Annotated in this window: 16 protein-coding genes; 11 read left to right on the forward strand and 5 right to left on the reverse strand. The window is 34.2% G+C overall.

Annotated elements, in window-relative coordinates:
* Positions 1–46: 46 nt before the first annotated feature.
* Complete coding sequence (locus HMPREF2706_RS11425; RefSeq protein WP_002436898.1) at positions 47–688, reverse strand: redox-sensing transcriptional repressor Rex; 642 nt, start codon at positions 686–688, stop codon at positions 47–49.
* Between the two features lie 356 nt (positions 689–1,044).
* Between HMPREF2706_RS11425 and HMPREF2706_RS11430 the strand changes: the two genes are divergently transcribed.
* Both HMPREF2706_RS11430 and HMPREF2706_RS11435 read left to right on the forward strand, forming a co-directional pair.
* Positions 1,045–2,982, forward strand: coding sequence for an ABC-F family ATP-binding cassette domain-containing protein (locus tag HMPREF2706_RS11430; protein ID WP_049428092.1), 1,938 nt, complete (start codon positions 1,045–1,047; stop codon positions 2,980–2,982).
* Positions 2,983–3,323: 341 nt separating this feature from the next.
* Positions 3,324–4,940, forward strand: coding sequence for a MutS-related protein (locus HMPREF2706_RS11435; RefSeq protein WP_049428090.1), 1,617 nt, complete (start codon positions 3,324–3,326; stop codon positions 4,938–4,940).
* A 106-nt stretch (positions 4,941–5,046) separates the two neighbouring features.
* Here the strand turns inward: HMPREF2706_RS11435 and tsaD are convergent, their stop codons facing one another.
* From tsaD to tsaE, 4 genes are read right to left on the reverse strand one after another with little or no spacing between them, the layout of a single operon-like run.
* The gene (gene tsaD, locus HMPREF2706_RS11440) at positions 5,047–6,075 is read right to left on the reverse strand and encodes a tRNA (adenosine(37)-N6)-threonylcarbamoyltransferase complex transferase subunit TsaD (protein WP_070862404.1); all 1,029 of its coding nucleotides are present in this window, start codon (positions 6,073–6,075) and stop codon (positions 5,047–5,049) included.
* Entirely contained in the window at positions 6,072–6,533 is a 462-nt protein-coding gene (gene rimI / locus HMPREF2706_RS11445; RefSeq protein ID WP_049428088.1) for a ribosomal protein S18-alanine N-acetyltransferase, read from the reverse strand. The genes tsaD and rimI overlap by 4 nt, the downstream gene beginning before the upstream one ends.
* A complete protein-coding gene (gene tsaB, locus HMPREF2706_RS11450; RefSeq protein ID WP_002436924.1) occupies positions 6,506–7,168 on the reverse strand; it encodes a tRNA (adenosine(37)-N6)-threonylcarbamoyltransferase complex dimerization subunit type 1 TsaB in 663 nt (220 codons plus the stop codon). Before tsaB ends, rimI begins: the two co-directional genes overlap by 28 nt.
* On the reverse strand, positions 7,149–7,610 hold the full coding sequence (gene tsaE, locus HMPREF2706_RS11455; protein ID WP_168997727.1) for a tRNA (adenosine(37)-N6)-threonylcarbamoyltransferase complex ATPase subunit type 1 TsaE: 462 nt from the start codon (positions 7,608–7,610) through the stop codon (positions 7,149–7,151). Before tsaE ends, tsaB begins: the two co-directional genes overlap by 20 nt.
* A 442-nt stretch (positions 7,611–8,052) precedes the next feature.
* Here tsaE and ilvD point away from each other — a divergent pair, with 442 nt between their 5' ends.
* The 9 genes from ilvD (at position 8,053) to ilvA (ending at position 18,756) form a co-directional block, all read left to right on the forward strand.
* The gene (ilvD, locus tag HMPREF2706_RS11460) at positions 8,053–9,741 is read left to right on the forward strand and encodes a dihydroxy-acid dehydratase (RefSeq protein ID WP_070597551.1); all 1,689 of its coding nucleotides are present in this window, start codon (positions 8,053–8,055) and stop codon (positions 9,739–9,741) included.
* Between the two features lie 142 nt (positions 9,742–9,883).
* Positions 9,884–11,557, forward strand: a complete 1,674-nt coding sequence (gene ilvB, locus HMPREF2706_RS11465; protein ID WP_227489937.1) for a biosynthetic-type acetolactate synthase large subunit — start codon at positions 9,884–9,886, stop codon at positions 11,555–11,557.
* Positions 11,557–11,790: an ACT domain-containing protein gene (locus HMPREF2706_RS11470; protein WP_002436904.1), complete on the forward strand. Its 234-nt coding sequence runs from the start codon at positions 11,557–11,559 to the stop codon at positions 11,788–11,790. Before ilvB ends, HMPREF2706_RS11470 begins: the two co-directional genes overlap by 1 nt.
* A 128-nt stretch (positions 11,791–11,918) precedes the next feature.
* On the forward strand, positions 11,919–12,923 hold the full coding sequence (gene ilvC / locus HMPREF2706_RS11475) for a ketol-acid reductoisomerase (RefSeq protein WP_049428083.1): 1,005 nt from the start codon (positions 11,919–11,921) through the stop codon (positions 12,921–12,923).
* Positions 12,924–12,939: 16 nt separating this feature from the next.
* Positions 12,940–14,475 (forward strand): 2-isopropylmalate synthase, encoded by a 1,536-nt coding sequence (locus HMPREF2706_RS11480; RefSeq protein ID WP_049428082.1) that lies wholly within the window; start codon positions 12,940–12,942, stop codon positions 14,473–14,475.
* Entirely contained in the window at positions 14,472–15,515 is a 1,044-nt protein-coding gene (leuB, locus tag HMPREF2706_RS11485; RefSeq protein WP_049428080.1) for a 3-isopropylmalate dehydrogenase, read from the forward strand. The genes HMPREF2706_RS11480 and leuB overlap by 4 nt, the downstream gene beginning before the upstream one ends.
* A 17-nt stretch (positions 15,516–15,532) precedes the next feature.
* Positions 15,533–16,903, forward strand: a complete 1,371-nt coding sequence (gene leuC / locus HMPREF2706_RS11490) for a 3-isopropylmalate dehydratase large subunit (protein WP_002436896.1) — start codon at positions 15,533–15,535, stop codon at positions 16,901–16,903.
* A complete protein-coding gene (gene leuD / locus HMPREF2706_RS11495; protein ID WP_002436916.1) occupies positions 16,904–17,473 on the forward strand; it encodes a 3-isopropylmalate dehydratase small subunit in 570 nt (189 codons plus the stop codon).
* 14 nt (positions 17,474–17,487) lie between these two features.
* On the forward strand, positions 17,488–18,756 hold the full coding sequence (gene ilvA / locus HMPREF2706_RS11500; protein ID WP_023349990.1) for a threonine ammonia-lyase IlvA: 1,269 nt from the start codon (positions 17,488–17,490) through the stop codon (positions 18,754–18,756).
* Positions 18,757–19,048: the final 292 nt, after the last annotated feature.

Raw genomic sequence — 19,048 nt, forward strand, 5'->3', positions numbered from 1 at the left:
TTTTTACATAATAAAGTAGCATCCTAAATTAGGATGCTAAAAGTTATTAATTATTATTACTATAGTTCTTCATAAAGAACAATAGTGATTGTAGTTCAATACCCAAATCAATATGGTGAACTTGTACATCTTGTGGTGTTTTAACTCTGCTTGGCGTAAAGTTAAGTATACCTTTCACACCCGCTTCAACGAGTTGATCAGCAACCTGTTGTGCTACACTTTCAGGAGTCGTTAATATCACAACGTCAATTTCTTCTGCTGCTAATGTAGATTGAATTTCATTGATATTTTTAACAACGACTTTACCCACTTTCTCTCCAATTAGATCTTCTCTAATATCGAAAGCTTCAGTAATTGTCATCTCAGCGTGTATTGAAAAATTATAAGTAAGTAACGCGCGACCTAGATTACCAACACCTACTATCGCAATTTTAATTTCATCACTTTCACTTAGTTCAGACTTGAAAAATTCAAGCATACTATCGATGTTGTAACCATAGCCTTTTTTACCTAATTCACCAAAATATGAAAAATCACGACGAATCGTTGCCGAATCTATTTGTAAAGCTTCACTGATTGCTTTAGAATTCACACGGTCGATACCCTTAGATTTTAATGTACTCACAAATCTATAATATAAAGGTAAACGCTTTAATGTAGCACGAGGAATTTTAATATTTTCTGGCATCCAATATGTCCCCCTTAAAGTTTGAATGAATTATATTTATGTATTCAAACGTTTTATCGGGCAAGTTGTAAGGCGTTTAAATAAACAAATAATTGCCTTCAATGAATACTTAAATATTATACATTATTGATTTTTAAAAATAAATATCTCAGTTTCATGTAATGCGCGAATGCTGTAAAATAAAGATAATTGAGTCAATAAATAGCTTAATCGTCATACCTTATGAGGTAGATGTACCCTATTATTAAAAAATAATGCTTAACTATTTAAAATTCACATAAAATTAAAATTTTTTAAATCTTATTGATTACATATAGTCTATAACTATTTAATAGAATTAGAAAGGTGAGAATCGAATGATACTTTTACAACTTAATGACATCTCGAAATCGTTCGATGGTGAAGATATTTTTACTGATGTAGACTTTGAAGTTAAAACTGGTGAAAGAATTGGTGTCGTTGGTCGAAACGGTGCAGGTAAATCTACATTAATGAAAATCATAGCCGGCGTAGAAGGTTACGATAGTGGTCATATATCGAAAATAAAAAATTTAAAAATGGGTTACCTCACGCAACAAATGACACTTAACTCCACGGCTACTGTCTTCGAAGAGATGTCAAAACCATTTGAACATATAAAAAATATGGAAAACTTAATTAAAGAGGAAACAGATTGGTTGGCACAACATACAAATGAATATGAAACCAAAACTTATCAAGAGCATATGGAACGTTATGAATCATTAACAAACCGGTTTGAACAACTTGAAGGTTATCAGTATGAAAGTAAAATAAAAACAGTTCTTCACGGGCTTAATTTTACTGAAAGTGATTTTAATAAACCCATTAATGATTTTAGTGGTGGTCAAAAAACACGACTTTCTCTTGCTCAAATGTTATTGAATGAACCCGACTTACTATTGCTAGATGAGCCAACAAACCACTTAGATCTAGAGACTACTAAATGGTTAGAAGATTATTTAAAATATTTCAAAGGCGCCATTATCATAATTAGTCACGATAGATATTTCCTAGACAAAATAGTTACTCAAATTTATGATGTTGCCCTTGGAGACGTTAAACGTTATGTAGGTAATTATGAACAATTTATTGAGCAACGTGACCAATACTATGAAAAACGTATGCAAGAGTATGAAAAGCAACAAGAAGAAATTCAAAAATTAGAAACATTTGTTGATAAGAATATTACACGCGCTTCAACAAGTGGCATGGCTAAAAGTCGACGTAAAACGTTAGAAAAAATGGAACGTATAGATAAGCCTATGATTGACGCTAGAAGCGCAAATATTCAATTTGGCTTTGAAAGAAATACAGGTAATGATGTCATGCATATTCGTGACCTAAAAATTGGTTATGATTCACCTATCACTCAACCTATTAATATCGAAGTATTCAAGGGGGATCATATCGCAGTGATAGGACCAAACGGCGTAGGAAAAACGACACTTATCAAAACAATTGCCGATAAGCAAAACAAACTTGGTGGAGAAATTACTTTTGGAGCAAATCTTCAAATAGGCTACTATGACCAAAAACAAGCTGAATTTAAATCAAATAAAACAATTTTAGATTACGTTTGGGACCAGTACCCTACTATGAATGAGAAAGATGTACGTGCTGTACTAGGTCGTTTCTTATTTGTACAAGAAGATGTTAAAAAAATAATTAATGACCTATCTGGCGGTGAAAAAGCTCGTTTGCAATTAGCTTTATTAATGTTGCAAAAAGACAATGTGCTGATTTTAGACGAACCTACCAACCACTTAGATATCGATTCAAAAGAAATGTTAGAACAAGCGTTAAATCATTTTGAGGGTACAATAATATTTGTTTCTCATGATAGATATTTTATTAATCAGCTTGCAAATAAAGTATTTGATTTGAATCATGAAGGTGGACAGATATATCTCGGGGACTATCAATACTATATTGAGAAAACTGAAGAAGCTGCTGCACTAAAAGCTCAAGAAGAATTGAAGAATTCTTCTTCAAAAACCAATAACAATAATGACACTTCTATTTCTTCTTCAGCATATTCAAGTCAAAAACAACAGAAAAGTCATCAACGTAAAATCGAACGTCAGATTGAACAATGTGAAACTAAGATTGAAGAATTTGAAACTCATATTTCTTATATTGAAACACAATTAACTCAGCCAGAAGTATTTAATGATCCAATGAAAGCTGCAGAATTAGCTGAGGAAAAAAATAATACCGAACAAAAATTAGAACAAGTAATGTTAGAATGGGAAGAATTACAAGAAAAATTATAAATATCCATTTATTATTGAGACACTTAAAGGTAGAATTTCTTACTTTTTAGTGTCTTTTAGTATGTTATTACACAAATTTTATTCACACGCTATATTGTTAATTTGATAGCTATCCACACACTTATCCTAGTTATCCACAAGTAAATTAACACTTTCGCTAAAAATTATTCGAGTTATACACGGTAATATCCACACTTTTCAACAGTGTTTATCCACAGTTTACACACATTTTGTTGATAAGTACGCACGTTCCCTATTGACATCTTATATTTAGTATGAAGATTTGAGTCTAAAATTTATTTATGAAATAATTTAACTATAACTATATTGAGGAGACATTTATGACTAATAATCAGACGTTTGGACTCATCGTTCTTATCTTTATTATTTTAATAGCGATTGTAAATATCACCGTTTCATTTATCGAAAGGAGAAAAACAATCGCTAAAATTAATACGCTTTGGGATAGGAAAGCTAAATTAGAGACATTTATAAGGCCTAATTCTAGGTTTGATGCTCAATACCAAGAGTATAAGGATAATTACACTGAACAACATCCTCTTATAGATGATAAAACTTGGTCAGATTTAAATATTGAAGCTCTATTTCATAAAATAAACTTTAATTTTACCGCTATTGGAGAAATGAAATTATATGCTACATTAAGAGGAATGTTCTCGATTGAAAATCAATCACTCATCAAGCGTTATAGCGAGGATAAATCTTTTCGTTTAAATGTATCTTACATACTTTCTAAAATAGGCAAAACTGTATACCCATTATTCCCAGATCAATTAACACCAATTCCTAAGAACAATCTCTTAATGTTTTGTCCTTTATTACCTTTAATTGCATTTTTATCTATATTTATTTCACCAGAAATAGGAGTCTTTTTATTTATTGGAAGCTTCTTCTTAAATATTGTGCTTTCTTTAAATTTAAAGAAAACTTATGAACAGGATTTAAAATCAATCTTTTATACTGCTAATGTAATCAAACAATGTAAGGCTTTGTCTAAGATAGAGGGAACACCTGACATAAATATTAATTTTAATCACTTTAAAAATTCTCGACGTTTTAGTGGATTGCTAGCTCAATTAGAATCCAATGATGTTGTAGGCAGTACGATAATGCTTGTCAAATTAATGTTTATGGTTGATTATGTTTTATTTCATCTAATACAACATAGTTATTTTAAATATCAAAATGAAGTCGAAGAATGTTACGACTATATTAGTACACTAGATAATCACTACTCTTTAGCTATGTATAGACGTACGTTAACTCATTATTGTATACCTCATGCTGATCAATACATGGAGGGTATGCATTTTCAAAGTTTAATTCATCCACTAATAGATGAAGAAGTGGCCGTTCCTAATGATTTAAACTTGGATACCAACCTTCTACTTACAGGTTCGAACGCTTCTGGTAAATCGACTTTCATGAAGGCTGTAGCACTGAATGTTATTATGGCTCAATCCCTTAATATTGCTACTGCTGAATCATTTAACTACCAACCAGGTTACGTTTTTACTTCAATGGCTAACGCAGATGATGTACTCTCAGGGGACAGCTATTTTATGGCTGAATTAAAGTCAATTAGACGACTTTTTAATATTCATACACAAGCTAAAATTTACTGTTTCATAGATGAGATTTTTAAAGGAACTAATACAACTGAACGTATTGCTGCTTCTGAATCAGTACTCAGCTATTTAAATGAACTGCCAAATTATCAAGTTGTTGCAGCTACACATGATATTGAATTGTCCACCCTATTAGAAAAGGATTACCATAATTATCACTTTAATGAGTCTATTCAAAACAATGAAATTTATTTTGACTATAAAATCAAACCAGGCAAAGCAAATACGCGCAATGCGATTGAATTGCTTAGAATTACTCATTTTCCAGATGATATTTATCACCGCGCTAAAACACAAGTAGATGAATAAGTTGACTTTTGACAGTAATAACTATTGAAATATTTATACAATAATAAAAGCACTATATAACGTAATATTAACAGTTAAGTTTATACGTTTTATAGTGCTCTTTTGTTTATTTACTCATCGTAAAATCTTCTATGTCTATATTATTTTCACCGTTTAAAGCTAAATCACCTCGTAATCCAGCCTGATAAAGATAATGACCCGCAGCTCCAATCATTGCAGCATTGTCTGTACATAAGGATGGACTTGGGATCGTTAAAGTAATGCCTTCATTATCACAAGCTTCTTTGAGTGATGTTCTTAATCCTTTATTGCTTGCTACACCACCTGCCACAATAAGTCGTTTAACGTCATAAGATTTACAAGCATGAATAGCTTTATAAGTTAATACTTCAACAACGCTGTTTTGAAAACTTGTAGCAACATTTTCTTCTACAATTTCTTCATTTTTTTGTCTTAGATTATGCAATTTATTAATGACTGCACTTTTTAATCCACTGAAGCTAAAATCGTAGCTATCCTTTTCAAGCCAAACCCTTGGAAAATCATAAACATCTTGACCTTGAGTAGCTAGCTGATCGATTTGTGGTCCTCCAGGATAAGGTAAGTTAATCGTACGAGCCACTTTATCATAAGCTTCTCCAACAGCATCATCTCTCGTCTCACCAATAACTTCAAAATTCAGGTGATCTTTCATATAGACTAACTCTGTATGACCACCGGAAACGATTAAAGCCATTAATGGAAATGTAAGTGGTTGCTCTAAATGATTTGCATAAATATGGCCAGCAATATGGTGAACAGGAATAATAGGTTTATCATAAGCGAAAGCGAGCGTCTTTGCAGCATTTATTCCTATTAATAATGCACCTATTAATCCTGGACCTTGCGTCACTGCTATAGCATCAATCTCGTGCATAGTCACGTTTGCTGAGTCAAGTGCCTCTTCAATCGTAGCTGTTACACCTTCAACATGATGTCTACTTGCGACTTCAGGAACAACTCCACCAAATCGTTTATGACTATCAATTTGACTTAATACTGTATTAGAAAGTATTTCTTGACCATTTCTAATCACACTTACACTTGTTTCATCACAACTGGTTTCCATCCCTATAATTAAAGTTTGTTGTGTCATTTTAAATTCACCCACATCACTAGTGCATCCTCACCTTCACCATAATAATTTTTTCTTTTTCCACCATATTCAAATCCTAAATTCTGATATACATGTTGCGCCACTACATTATCTAAATGAACTTCTAAACTCATTACTTCACAGGTATGACTTGCGTAATTTTTAACATATTTAAGTAATAATTGACCTAGTCCGTACCCTCTATACTGTTTTTTAATGGCGACTGTTGTAATTTGAGCTTGATCTATAACAATCCACATACCTAAATATCCAATAATTTTATCATCATATTCAATTACAAAATATGTTGCAAATTGATTCTGTTCTATTTCATGATAAAAGGCATCAATCGTCCATGAACTATCATTGAAGCTTTCGCGCTCTATATCAAAGACTTGAGGAACATCTTCAACACTCATTTTCCTAATATTTAATTGTTCTTCTGTTGGTCTAACCAATTTCTTTCCGCCTCTGATAATTTATGATATTTCGGTGTAAATGAATGGATATTTTCAGGTTGTTGAATTAAGGATTTCATAACTGAAGCTTTAGGTAAACTTTCAATCACTTCGCTATCTAATAAATGCTTTATATTTTCTAAATTAAACCCAATAAAAACATATTCTTGATTTAGCGCATGAAGTTTATCTTTTAAATCATTAATTGATAAATATCCATCCTCAATGATTGTAGTTAATTCACCATTAACGTATTGATAAACACCTGTATAAACCGCTTCTCTTCTTGCGTCAAAGATAGGTACTAATAATCTATGCTCATCTTTAATAGTTGCAGCAAGAGCTTTAAGTGATGACACACCATATAATCGAGTTTGTAAAGCGTAAGCTAACGTTTTAGCCACAGTCACACCGATTCTTAAACCTGTGTATGAACCCGGTCCTTCTGCAACAACTATGTCTGTGATTTCTTGTTTATCAACTTGAGACTGTTCAAATAACTTTTGAATCTCAGGCATCAATTGAACTGAATGATTTTGTTTAATATTTGTAGTTTGTTCAATTAACACTTTTTCATCCTGCATGAGTGCAACTGATAACGGCTGATTAGATGTATCAATGAGCAGATAATTCATTGATAACAACCTCCCTTAACATTTCGTAATGTGCACCTTGTGCTTCAATCATTATTGTACGTTCATTTTCATTTATAACATTAATGTTGATTGTCAAATGTTGATAAGGTAATAAATCAGAAATAAACTGACTCCATTCAACGACCGTAACAGCATGGTCTTCGAAATATTCCTCAAATCCTAAATCTTCTTCATGGTCTTCCAAACGATAGCAATCCATATGATGAAGTTTGAGTTCATTCCCTTTATAAGATTTAATAATATTAAATGTTGGTGAATTAATAGTTCGTTTCACACCTAAAGCTTTTCCTATAAACTGTGTTAAAGTCGTTTTACCAGCACCTAAATCGCCGTTCAATAAAATTAAATCTCCTGATTTTAAATTTTTCACTAAAACATCAGCAAATTCTTTCATCTCATCTAAATTGTGTATAGTAATCAACATTCATTCTCCTATTTACGAAGATACATTATTATTTCGTCCTTTATTAACTCATTCATTGTAACAAATTTTATTATAAATTTCTTTGTGAAAATTCTAGAAACATCCTTAAAATAATTGTTAGAAAATTCTATATTTTTATTGACACGCTATTTCACATGTAGTAAATTAAGTTTATCAAATTTTAAGACAATTCAAATTATTGAGAATACTTTACCATTCAACGAAAGGAGTATAATAAAATGACTTATCATACATCACATTATCTACCGACAACTCAAAACATTATTATCATTTTATTATACTCGTTAGGACTCGAACTTTAGTTAGTTGAACTACTAAATGTTTAAGTCCTATTTCTAGTTGAATGGGACTTTCAAACGTCCCAATTATTATTGGGACGTTTTTTATTGTTCTTAATACTCATACGGGGGAATCAAATATGCGAAGCGACATGATCAAAAAAGGAGATCAACAGGCTCCAGCAAGAAGTCTTTTACATGCGACGGGCGCTCTTCAAAAACCTACAGATATGAATAAGCCTTTTGTGGCAATTTGTAATTCTTATATCGATATCGTACCAGGACATGTTCACTTAAGTGAACTTGCTGATATCGCGAAAGAAGCTATTCGTGAAGCGGGTGCAATCCCTTTCGAATTTAATACGATTGGTGTAGATGATGGCATCGCAATGGGACACATTGGAATGAGATATTCATTACCTTCGAGAGAAATTATTGCAGATGCAGCTGAAACAGTAATTAATGCACATTGGTTCGATGGTGTGTTTTATATTCCTAACTGCGATAAAATCACTCCGGGCATGATACTCGCTGCGGTACGTACAAATGTCCCTGCAATTTTTTGTTCAGGTGGCCCAATGAAAGCTGGTCTATCTGCTCACGGTAAAGCACTTACTTTATCTTCAATGTTTGAAGCAGTCGGCGCTTTTAAAGAGGGGTCTATTTCTAAAGAAGAATTTTTAGATATGGAGCAAAATGCCTGCCCTACTTGTGGTTCATGTGCTGGTATGTTCACAGCAAATTCTATGAACTGTTTGATGGAGGTTTTAGGACTCGCCTTACCTTACAATGGAACAGCTTTAGCAGTTAGTGACCAACGTCGTGAAATGATTCGTCAAGCTGCTTTTCGATTAGTAGATAATATTAAAAATGATATAAAACCAAGAGACATCGTTACACGAGAGGCAATTGATGATGCTTTTGCATTAGACATGGCAATGGGCGGCTCAACTAATACTGTGTTGCATACATTAGCAATCGCAAATGAAGCAGGCATTGATTATGACTTAGAACGTATTAATGAAATTGCGAAAAGAACACCCTACCTTTCAAAAATCGCCCCTAGCTCTTCTTACTCTATGCACGATGTACATGAAGCTGGTGGTGTTCCAGCTATTATCAATGAGTTAATGAAAAAAGATGGTACGTTACACCCAGAAAGAATTACAGTCACTGGTAAAACATTAAAAGAAAATAATAAAGGAAAGGAAATTTCAAACTTCGATGTTATACATCCTCTCGATAGTCCCTATGATCACGAAGGTGGACTTTCAGTACTTTTCGGTAATATAGCTCCCAAAGGTGCAGTGATTAAAGTAGGTGGTGTAGATCCCTCTATTAAAGTCTTTAAAGGGAAAGCTATTTGTTTTAACTCTCATGATGAAGCTGTTGAAGCAATTGACAATCATACTGTACGTGAAGGTCATGTTGTAGTTATTCGCTATGAAGGTCCTAAAGGCGGTCCGGGAATGCCTGAAATGTTAGCTCCTACTTCCTCTATTGTTGGCCGAGGATTAGGAAAAGATGTGGCTTTAATTACTGATGGTAGATTTTCAGGTGCTACAAGAGGTATTGCTGTGGGACACATTTCCCCAGAAGCAGCATCTGGTGGCCCTATCGGATTAATTAGAGATGGAGATGAAATTACAATTGATTTAACAAATAGAAAGTTAGATGTTGACCAGCCACAAGAAGAACTTTATCGCAGACGTGAAGAGCTACAACCATTTAAAGCAAAAGTAAAAACAGGATATCTGGCTAGATACACCTCTTTAGTCACAAGTGCTAATACAGGTGGTATTATGCAAGTTCCAGAAAACCTTATTTAATTAGGAGATGATTACGATGTCTAATCAAAAAGAAAGCCCCTCTTTTACAACGGTAACCGCGATTAGTAAAGAAAATACTGATACATTTAATGTTTCTGAATCACAAGAACCAGAATATCTTCAACAACAAACTGTTAATCAAATGCGTAGTGGTTCTCAACTTTTAGTCGAAGCTTTACAACATGAGGACGTTGATTTTATTTTTGGTTACCCAGGCGGTGCTGTATTGCCACTTTATGACACATTTTATGATGGGCAAATCAAGCATATCTTAGCAAGACATGAACAAGGTGCAACCCATGCCGCAGAAGGATATGCACGTGTCTCAGGTAAAACTGGTGTAGTTGTTGTCACTAGTGGCCCAGGAGCTACAAATGCAATTACTGGTATCACAGATGCACATAGTGATTCTTTACCTTTAGTCGTTTTTACAGGTCAAGTAGCAACACCAGGAATAGGAAAAGACGCTTTCCAAGAAGCAGATTTACTTTCTATGACAACACCAATTACTAAACAAAATTATCAAATTAAAAATGTTGAGGATATTCCAAAAATAGTTCATGAAGCATTTCATGTGGCTAATTCAGGAAGAAAAGGTCCTGTCGTCATTGATTTCCCGAAAGACATGGGAATTTCATCAACAAACGTTGGTTTATCAAATGAAATCAATTTGCCTCATTATCAAGTTAAAAGTGAACCAGAAGATATAGACATTAAGACATTAGTTTCATATATTAGTAAATCTAAAAAGCCTATTATTCTCGCAGGTTCAGGTATCAATCATTCTAAATCAAATCAATTATTAACAGAATTTGTCACTAAACATCAAATCCCTACCGTAACCACACTATTAGGTCTTGGTGCAATACCTTACGAACATCCCCTGTTCTTAGGAATGGGAGGCATGCATGGTTCATATGCAAGTAATATGGCACTCACTGAATGTGATTTACTCATTAATTTAGGTAGTCGTTTTGATGACCGACTAGCTAGCAAACCTGATGCATTTGCACCAAACGCTAAGATAGTTCACGTAGACATTGATCCTTCAGAAATCAATAAAGTCATTCAAACAGATTTAGGTATTGTTGCCGATTGTAAACTCGTTTTAGAAGCTTTATCTTCTGAGAATGTCACAACAGCTCATCATGAAGAATGGATTCATTATTGTAAACAGAATAAGCAAAAACATCCATTTAAATACGATAAAAATGAAGATGATACATTTAGTAAACCTCAAAAGGCAATTGAATACATCGGAAAAATTACAAATGGCGATGCAATCGTCACTACTGATGTAGGTCAACATCAAATGTGGGCTGCTCAGTTCTACCCTTTCAAAGACCATGGTCAATGGGTAACTAGTGGCGGATTAGGTACGATGGGATTTGGTATTCCTTCTGCGATTGGTGCACAACTCGCTTCCCCTGATAAAACTGTCGTATGCTTCGTCGGAGATGGTGGTTTCCAAATGACTAATCAAGAAATGGCGCTATTGCCTGAATACAACCTGAACGTGAAAATAGTGTTAATCAATAATGGTACGTTAGGTATGGTTAAACAATGGCAAGACAAATTCTTTAACCAGCGCTTCTCTCATTCAGTATTTAATGATCAACCTGATTTTATTAAAATGGCTGAAGCATATGGTATCAATGGATATCTAATTGATTCACCGGACAAACTTGAATCACAAATCGATGCAGCTTTCAATCATAATGGTCCAGCATTAATTGAAGTTCGCATCTCTCCTGTAGAACCTGTCAATCCTATGGTACCTAGTGGTAAATCTAATCACGAGATGGAGGGATTATAATGAAACGTACAATTCAATTTGTGGTCGCCGACCAAGTGAGTACATTACATCGTATTACAAGTGCATTTGTTCGATTACAATGTAACATTGATGAGCTGCATGTTAAGAGGTCAGATAATGAAGGTATTTCTAATCTAGAACTGAAAGTACATATTGAAGACGAAGCTGCTTTCAATATTGTATTAAAAAAGTTAGAACAACAAATCAATGTATTAAGTGTTACGAGTGTTTAAAAAATTGTTTGATGCGCTAGCGATGTAAAAAAATTGATGATTGAGACATAACTATCATCTTACATATTTTTATAACATAAATATTTTGAAAATTAAGAATTTTTAGGAAGTAATTGGAGGAATTCACTATGACAAAAGTTTATTATGATCAATCAGTTGAAAAAGATGCTTTACAAGGTAAAAAAATTGCAGTAATTGGTTACGGTTCACAAGGACATGCACACGCTCAAAATTTAAAAGACAATGGTTATGATGTAGTCGTTGGTATTCGACCTGGTCATTCTTTCGATAGAGCTAAAGAAGATGGATTTGATGTTTATCCAGTGAATGAGGCTACTAAACAAGCAGATGTAGTAATGATTTTATTACCTGATGAAATCCAAGGTAATGTATATAAAAATGAAATTGAACCTAACTTAGAAGCAGGCAATGCATTAGCTTTTGCGCACGGATTTAACATTCACTTTGGAGTTATTCAACCCCCTGCTGATGTAGATGTATTCTTAGTAGCACCTAAAGGTCCTGGTCATTTAGTAAGACGTACCTTTGTAGAAGGTACTGCTGTACCAGCATTATTCGGTGTACAACAAGATGCTTCAGGTCACGCACGTGATATCGCACTAAGTTATGCCAAAGGTATTGGCGCAACACGTGCTGGTGTTATTGAAACTTCATTCAAAGAAGAAACTGAAACTGATTTATTCGGTGAACAAGCTGTACTTTGCGGGGGTATCCATAAATTAATTCAAAGTGGTTTTGAAACTCTAGTAGAAGCTGGATATCAAAAAGAATTAGCATACTTCGAAGTATTACATGAAATGAAATTAATCGTTGATTTAATGTACGAAGGCGGTATGGAAAACGTTCGCTACTCTATTTCAAATACAGCTGAATTTGGTGATTATGTATCTGGACCACGTGTTATCACTCCAGAAGTTAAAAACAACATGAAAACTGTATTAGAAGATATTCAAAACGGTAACTTTGCTAATCGTTTTGTTAAAGATAATGAAAATGGCTTTAAAGAATTTTACCAATTACGTGAACAACAACATGGTCATGAAATCGAAGCGGTTGGTCGTGAATTAAGAAAAATGATGCCATTTATTAAAGCTAAAAGTATTCAAAAATAATAAGGAGATGTTAAAAATGGAAAGCCATATTCAAATTTTTGATACAACACTAAGAGACGGAGAACAAACACCGGGAGTCAACTTTACCTTTGACGAAAGATTGAAAATTGCTAAGCAATTAGAAAAATGGGGAGTCGATGTCATAGAAGCTGGATTCCCCGCTTCAAGCTCTGGAAGTTTTAAATCAGTTGAATCAATTGCAAAGGCATTAACTACTACAGCAGTTTGTGGCTTAGCTAGATGTAAAAAGTCAGATATAGACGCTGTATATGAATCAACAAAGTTAGCTGCTAAACCGCAAGTACATGTGTTTATTGCAACATCCCCTATTCATTTAGAGCATAAATTAAAAATGTCTCAAGAGGAAGTATTAGCATCTATCAAAGAACATGTATCATACGCTAAACAATTTTTTGAAGTAGTACAATTTTCCCCTGAAGATGCGACTAGAACCGAAATTCCGTTCTTAATTGATTGTGTGCAAACTGCTATTGATGCTGGCGCTACCATTATTAACATCCCAGATACTGTAGGATTCAGTTATCCTACAGAATATGAACAAATTTTCAAAACATTAACCAAATCCATCCATTCTGAACAACCAATCGTTTTCAGTGCCCATTGTCATGATGACCTGGGTATGGCTGTATCTAATAGTCTGGCAGCCATTGAAGGTGGTGCACGACGCATCGAAGGTACTGTGAATGGAATTGGTGAACGTGCGGGTAATGCTGCGCTTGAAGAAGTTGCATTAGCACTTTATGTTCGACGTGATCATTATGGTATTGAATCCCAAATTAAACTTGATGAAACTAAGAAAACATCAGACCTCATATCACGATACGCAGGAATTCGAGTTCCAAAAAACAAAGCAATCGTCGGTCAAAATGCGTTTAGTCATGAATCGGGGATACATCAAGATGGTGTACTCAAACATCGTGAAACATATGAAATTATGACGCCTCAATTAGTCGGAGTAAGTACAACTGAATTACCTCTTGGTAAATTGTCTGGAAAGCATGCTTTTGCTGAGAAACTAAAATCATTAGGCTATGACATTAGCACTGAGGATCAAATCAACTTATTTAAACAATTTAAAGAAGTTGCTGATAAGAAAAAATCAGTTTCTGATCGCGACATCCATGCAATCATTCAAGGATCTGAGCATGAGCAACGAGCGATTTATCAATTAGAAAATTTACAACTGCAATATGTATCTAAAGGGCTACAAAGTGCTGTGGTCGTGATTAAAGATAAAAATGGAAAAACTTATCAAGATTCAAGTATTGGAACAGGTTCAATCGTATCTATATATAATGCTGTTGATCGTATTTTCCAAAGAAAGACAGAACTTATCGATTATAGGATTGACTCAATCACTGAAGGTGCAGATGCGCAAGCAGAAGTTCACGTTAGTTTAATCATCGAAGGTACACCAGTCAACGGTATAGGAATTGATCATGATATTTTACAGGCTTCTTGTAAAGCCTATATAGAAGCTCATGCGAAATATATTTCTGAAACACAAAAGAAAGAAGGTATTCATTCATGAGTTACAAAATCGTAGCTTTACCTGGCGATGGTATAGGACCAGAAATTATAAATGGTACATTAGAGCTTCTCGAACTAATCAGTCATAAATATGACTTCCAGTATCAAATAGAACATCATCATTTTGGAGGTGCGGCAATCGATAACTATGGTACACCTCTTACTGATGAAACATTAGAAGCATGTAAATCTTCAGATGCCATTTTACTTGGTGCAATTGGTGGTCCCAAATGGTCAAATCCTAAAAATCGTCCAGAACATGGGCTATTAAAACTTAGAAAAGCTTTAAATTTATATGTAAATATACGTCCAACCATTGTAAGTGAGGGTACCAGTCATTTATCTCCATTAAAACAAGAGCGAGTTGAAGGTACTGATTTAGTGATTGTCAGAGAACTAACTAGCGGTATTTATTTTGGTGAACCAAGTCACTATGATAATCATTCAGCTCTAGATTCACTTACTTATACTCGTGAAGAAATAGAGAGAATCGTTAGAGTTGCATTTAATTTAGCTCAAAATAGAAGAAAAAAACTAACATCCGTTGATAAAGAAAATGTATTATCTTCAAGTAAACTTTGGCGTCAAGTGGTGAATGAAGTTAAAGCGGATTATCCAGATGTTGAAGTCAACCACTTGTTAGTAGATGCCTGTAGCATGCATTTAATCACACACCCTACTCAATTTGATGTTATTGTTACCGAAAATTTATTTGGAGACATTTTGAGTGATGAAGCATCAGTAATACCAGGCTCACTTGGTTTATCCCCTTCCGCAAGTTTTGGGGAACAAGGGACACGATTATATGAGCCTATTCATGGCTCGGCACCTGATATCGCTAACCAAGATAAAGCTAATCCATTTGGTATGGTGCTATCTTTGGCACTTTGTTTAAAAGAAAGTCTAAATCAAGAACAAGCCGCAATAGAACTTGAAAAACATGTATTTAAACTCATTAAGTCTGGCCATACTACAGCAGATTTAGGTGGAAGTTACAAAACTTCTGAAATATTTAAACTACTAAAGAATAATTATTTATAAAAGGGAGGAGAAGTATTATGGGACGAACACTATTCGATAAAGTATGGAATAAACATGTTCTACATGGGAATGAAGGTGAACCACAATTATTATATATAGACCTACATCTCATTCATGAAGTTACTTCTCCTCAAGCTTTTGAGGGACTCAGAATTCAGAATCGTTCATTAAGAAGACCTGATCTCACGTTTGCTACTTTAGACCATAATGTACCGACTATCGACATTTTTAACATAAAAGATGAAATAGCAAATAAACAGATTACTACCCTACAAAAGAATGCCAAAGACTTTGGCGTCCATATCTTTGATATGGGATCTGATGAACAAGGTATCGTTCATATGGTAGGACCTGAAACAGGTTTAACTCAACCAGGAAAGACAATTGTTTGTGGCGATTCTCACACCGCGACACATGGTGCTTTTGGTGCAATCGCATTTGGAATTGGTACAAGTGAAGTTGAACATGTCTTTGCTACTCAAACACTTTGGCAAACTAAACCTAAGAATTTAAAAATCGATATAAATGGTAAATTACCTACCGGCGTTTATGCCAAGGATATAATACTCTATTTAATTAACCAATATGGCGTTGATTTTGGTACAGGATATGCCCTTGAATTTACAGGAGAAACGATTAAGAGTTTGTCTATGGAAGCTCGAATGACAATTTGTAATATGGCAATTGAAGCAGGCGCAAAATACGGTATGATGCAACCTGATAAGACGACTTTTGAATATGTTAAAGGTCGTCCTTACGCTACTAATTTTGATCAATCTATTGATTGGTGGCAAACTTTATATTCCGATGAGGATGCGTACTTCGATAAAGTTATTGAATTAGATGTTTCAAACTTAGAACCTCAGGTGACATGGGGAACAAATCCAGAAATGGGAGTTAATTTTAGCTCTCCTTTCCCAGAAATTAAAGATTCTAATGATGAACGTGCCTATAACTACATGGGACTCAAACCAGGTCAAAAAGCCGAAGATATTGAATTAGGCTATGTATTCTTAGGTTCATGTACGAATGCAAGACTCTCTGATTTAGTAGAAGCAAGTCATATTGTTAAAGGTAATAAAGTTCATCCTAATATCACAGCTATTGTAGTGCCTGGCTCCAGAACAGTTAAGAAGGAAGCTGAAGCACTAGGTCTAGATGTCATTTTTAAAGAAGCTGGTTTTGAATGGAGAGAACCAGGTTGTTCAATGTGTTTAGGTATGAATCCCGATCAAGTTCCTGAAGGTGTGCACTGTGCTTCCACAAGTAATCGTAATTTCGAAGGACGTCAAGGTAAAGGTGCACGAACCCATCTTGTATCTCCTGCTATGGCAGCAGCTGCTGCTATTAACGGTAAATTTGTAGACGTAAGAAAGGTGGTCGTATAGATGGAAATTCAACCTATTACAACATACACAGGTAAAGTTGTTCCCCTTTTCTACGACAATATAGATACAGATCAAATTATACCCAAAGTTCATCTCAAACGTATTTCAAAAACCGGCTTTGGTCCCTTCGCCTTTGATGAATGGCGTTATTTACCTGATGGTTCTGATAATCCAGAATTTAACCCTAATAAGCCAGAATATAAAGATGCTTCTATTTTAATAACGGGAGACAACTTTGGGTGTGGTTCAAGTCGTGAACATGCCGCTTGGGCTTTAAAAGACTATGGTTTTAATATTATTATCGCAGGTAGTTTTAGTGATATCTTCTATATGAATTGTACGAAGAATGCAATGCTCCCTATTACACTTGATAAGGAAGCACGAGAACATCTGGCTCAATTTGAAGAAATTACGGTAGATCTACCTTCGCAAACCGTATCATCTTCAGAACAAACTTTTGAATTTAAAATAGATGAAACATGGAAGAATAAATTAGTAAATGGACTTGATGATATTGCCATTACTTTACAATATGAAGATCTAATAGAAAAATATGAAAAAACATTTTAAGGGTGTGGAATATTATGACAGTTAAAACAACCGTTTCGACACAAGATATAGATGAAGCTTTTTTACGCCTCAAAGATATCGTGAAAGAAACGCCATTACAGCTTGACCACTATCTTTCTCAAAAATATGATTGTAAAGTATATTTAAAAAGAGAAGACTTACAGTGGGTTCGTTCTTTCAAATTAAGAGGCGCATATAATGCTATTTCAGTATTATCTGAAGAAGCTAAAAATCGAGGTATCACTTGTGCTAGTGCTGGTAACCATGCTCAAGGCGTGGCATACACTGCTAAGAAATTAAATCTTAGAGCTGTAATTTTTATGCCAGTTACTACACCTCTTCAGAAAATAAACCAAGTTCAATTTTTTGGTAGCGATAATGTTGAAGTCGTGCTAACTGGTGATACATTTGATCATTGCTTAGAAGAAGCTTTAGCTTATACTAAAGAAAATGAAATGAATTTTATTGATCCATTTAATAATGTATTTACAATTTCAGGTCAAGGAACACTTGCCAAAGAAATTATTGAACAATCCGAAGCAGATGGAGTAAAATTTGATTATTTATTTTCTGCTATAGGCGGTGGAGGTTTAATATCTGGTATTAGCACATATTTCAAGGCTTATTCCCCAAACACACAAATTATTGGTGTTGAACCTGCAGGCGCCTGCAGTATGTATGAATCTGTAGTCGTAAACAAACGGGTCATCACTTTAGATCACATTGATAAATTTGTTGATGGTGCTTCAGTAGCCAGAGTTGGAGATATTACATTTGATATAGCTAAGCATAATGTAGATGATTATGTACAAGTAGATGAAGGAGCAGTATGTTCTACTATACTAGATATGTACTCTAAACAAGCTATAGTAGCTGAACCCGCAGGCGCTTTAAGTGTAGCTGCTCTTGAAAACTATAGAGCAAAAATTAAAGGTAAAACTGTTGTATGTGTTGTAAGCGGTGGTAATAATGATATTAATAGAATGAAAGAAATTGAAGAGCGTTCATTATTATTTGAAGAGATGAAACATTACTTCATCCTTAATTTTCCTCAAAGACCAGGGGCTTTAAGAGAGTTTGTTAATGATGTACTAGGTCCTCAAGATGATATTACTAAATTTGAATATCTTAAAAAGTCCTCTCAAACAACAGGTACTGTTATCATTGGTATTCAACTTAAGCACCATAACGATCTCATTCAATTAAAAGAACGCGTAAATCAATTTGATCCATCAAATATATATATTAATGAAAATAAAATGTTATACTCTTTATTAATTTAAAAGGTACAAGGAAAGCTTGAAAATAATCTTACTATTGTAAGTATTATTTTCAAGCTTTTTCGTATGACCCAATTTCATCTGTTTTCTATTAGTTCTTAAATAAAAAAAGCTTGCGGTATATTACTATCTGGCATTTGGTTCTTTGGTTCTTAATGGCTTTGGCCATTAAGTAAGTAAAATTAAGTATTAAAAATACTTATTTTACTTTAGAACGTAAGCCGGCTACCATCAGCGCTAAGGCCCTTCCTCTGCTTCGAGACAAGCGCTCGCATCTTTCTTCATTTGCGTCTCT

Source organism: Staphylococcus sp. HMSC067F07, assembly GCF_001837405.1.
GTDB classification, from domain to species: domain Bacteria; phylum Bacillota; class Bacilli; order Staphylococcales; family Staphylococcaceae; genus Staphylococcus; species Staphylococcus capitis.

Coding starts and splice junctions, on each gene's coding strand:
- HMPREF2706_RS11425 (WP_002436898.1), bottom strand. CDS start 688: ATGCCAGAAAATATTAAAATTCCTCGTGCTACATTAAAGCGTTTACCT.
- HMPREF2706_RS11430 (WP_049428092.1), top strand. CDS start 1,045: ATGATACTTTTACAACTTAATGACATCTCGAAATCGTTCGATGGTGAA.
- HMPREF2706_RS11435 (WP_049428090.1), top strand. CDS start 3,324: ATGACTAATAATCAGACGTTTGGACTCATCGTTCTTATCTTTATTATT.
- tsaD (WP_070862404.1), bottom strand. CDS start 6,075: ATGACACAACAAACTTTAATTATAGGGATGGAAACCAGTTGTGATGAA.
- tsaB (WP_002436924.1), bottom strand. CDS start 7,168: ATGAATTATCTGCTCATTGATACATCTAATCAGCCGTTATCAGTTGCA.
- ilvD (WP_070597551.1), top strand. CDS start 8,053: ATGCGAAGCGACATGATCAAAAAAGGAGATCAACAGGCTCCAGCAAGA.
- ilvB (WP_227489937.1), top strand. CDS start 9,884: ATGCGTAGTGGTTCTCAACTTTTAGTCGAAGCTTTACAACATGAGGAC.
- HMPREF2706_RS11470 (WP_002436904.1), top strand. CDS start 11,557: ATGAAACGTACAATTCAATTTGTGGTCGCCGACCAAGTGAGTACATTA.
- ilvC (WP_049428083.1), top strand. CDS start 11,919: ATGACAAAAGTTTATTATGATCAATCAGTTGAAAAAGATGCTTTACAA.
- HMPREF2706_RS11480 (WP_049428082.1), top strand. CDS start 12,940: ATGGAAAGCCATATTCAAATTTTTGATACAACACTAAGAGACGGAGAA.
- leuB (WP_049428080.1), top strand. CDS start 14,472: ATGAGTTACAAAATCGTAGCTTTACCTGGCGATGGTATAGGACCAGAA.
- leuC (WP_002436896.1), top strand. CDS start 15,533: ATGGGACGAACACTATTCGATAAAGTATGGAATAAACATGTTCTACAT.
- leuD (WP_002436916.1), top strand. CDS start 16,904: ATGGAAATTCAACCTATTACAACATACACAGGTAAAGTTGTTCCCCTT.
- ilvA (WP_023349990.1), top strand. CDS start 17,488: ATGACAGTTAAAACAACCGTTTCGACACAAGATATAGATGAAGCTTTT.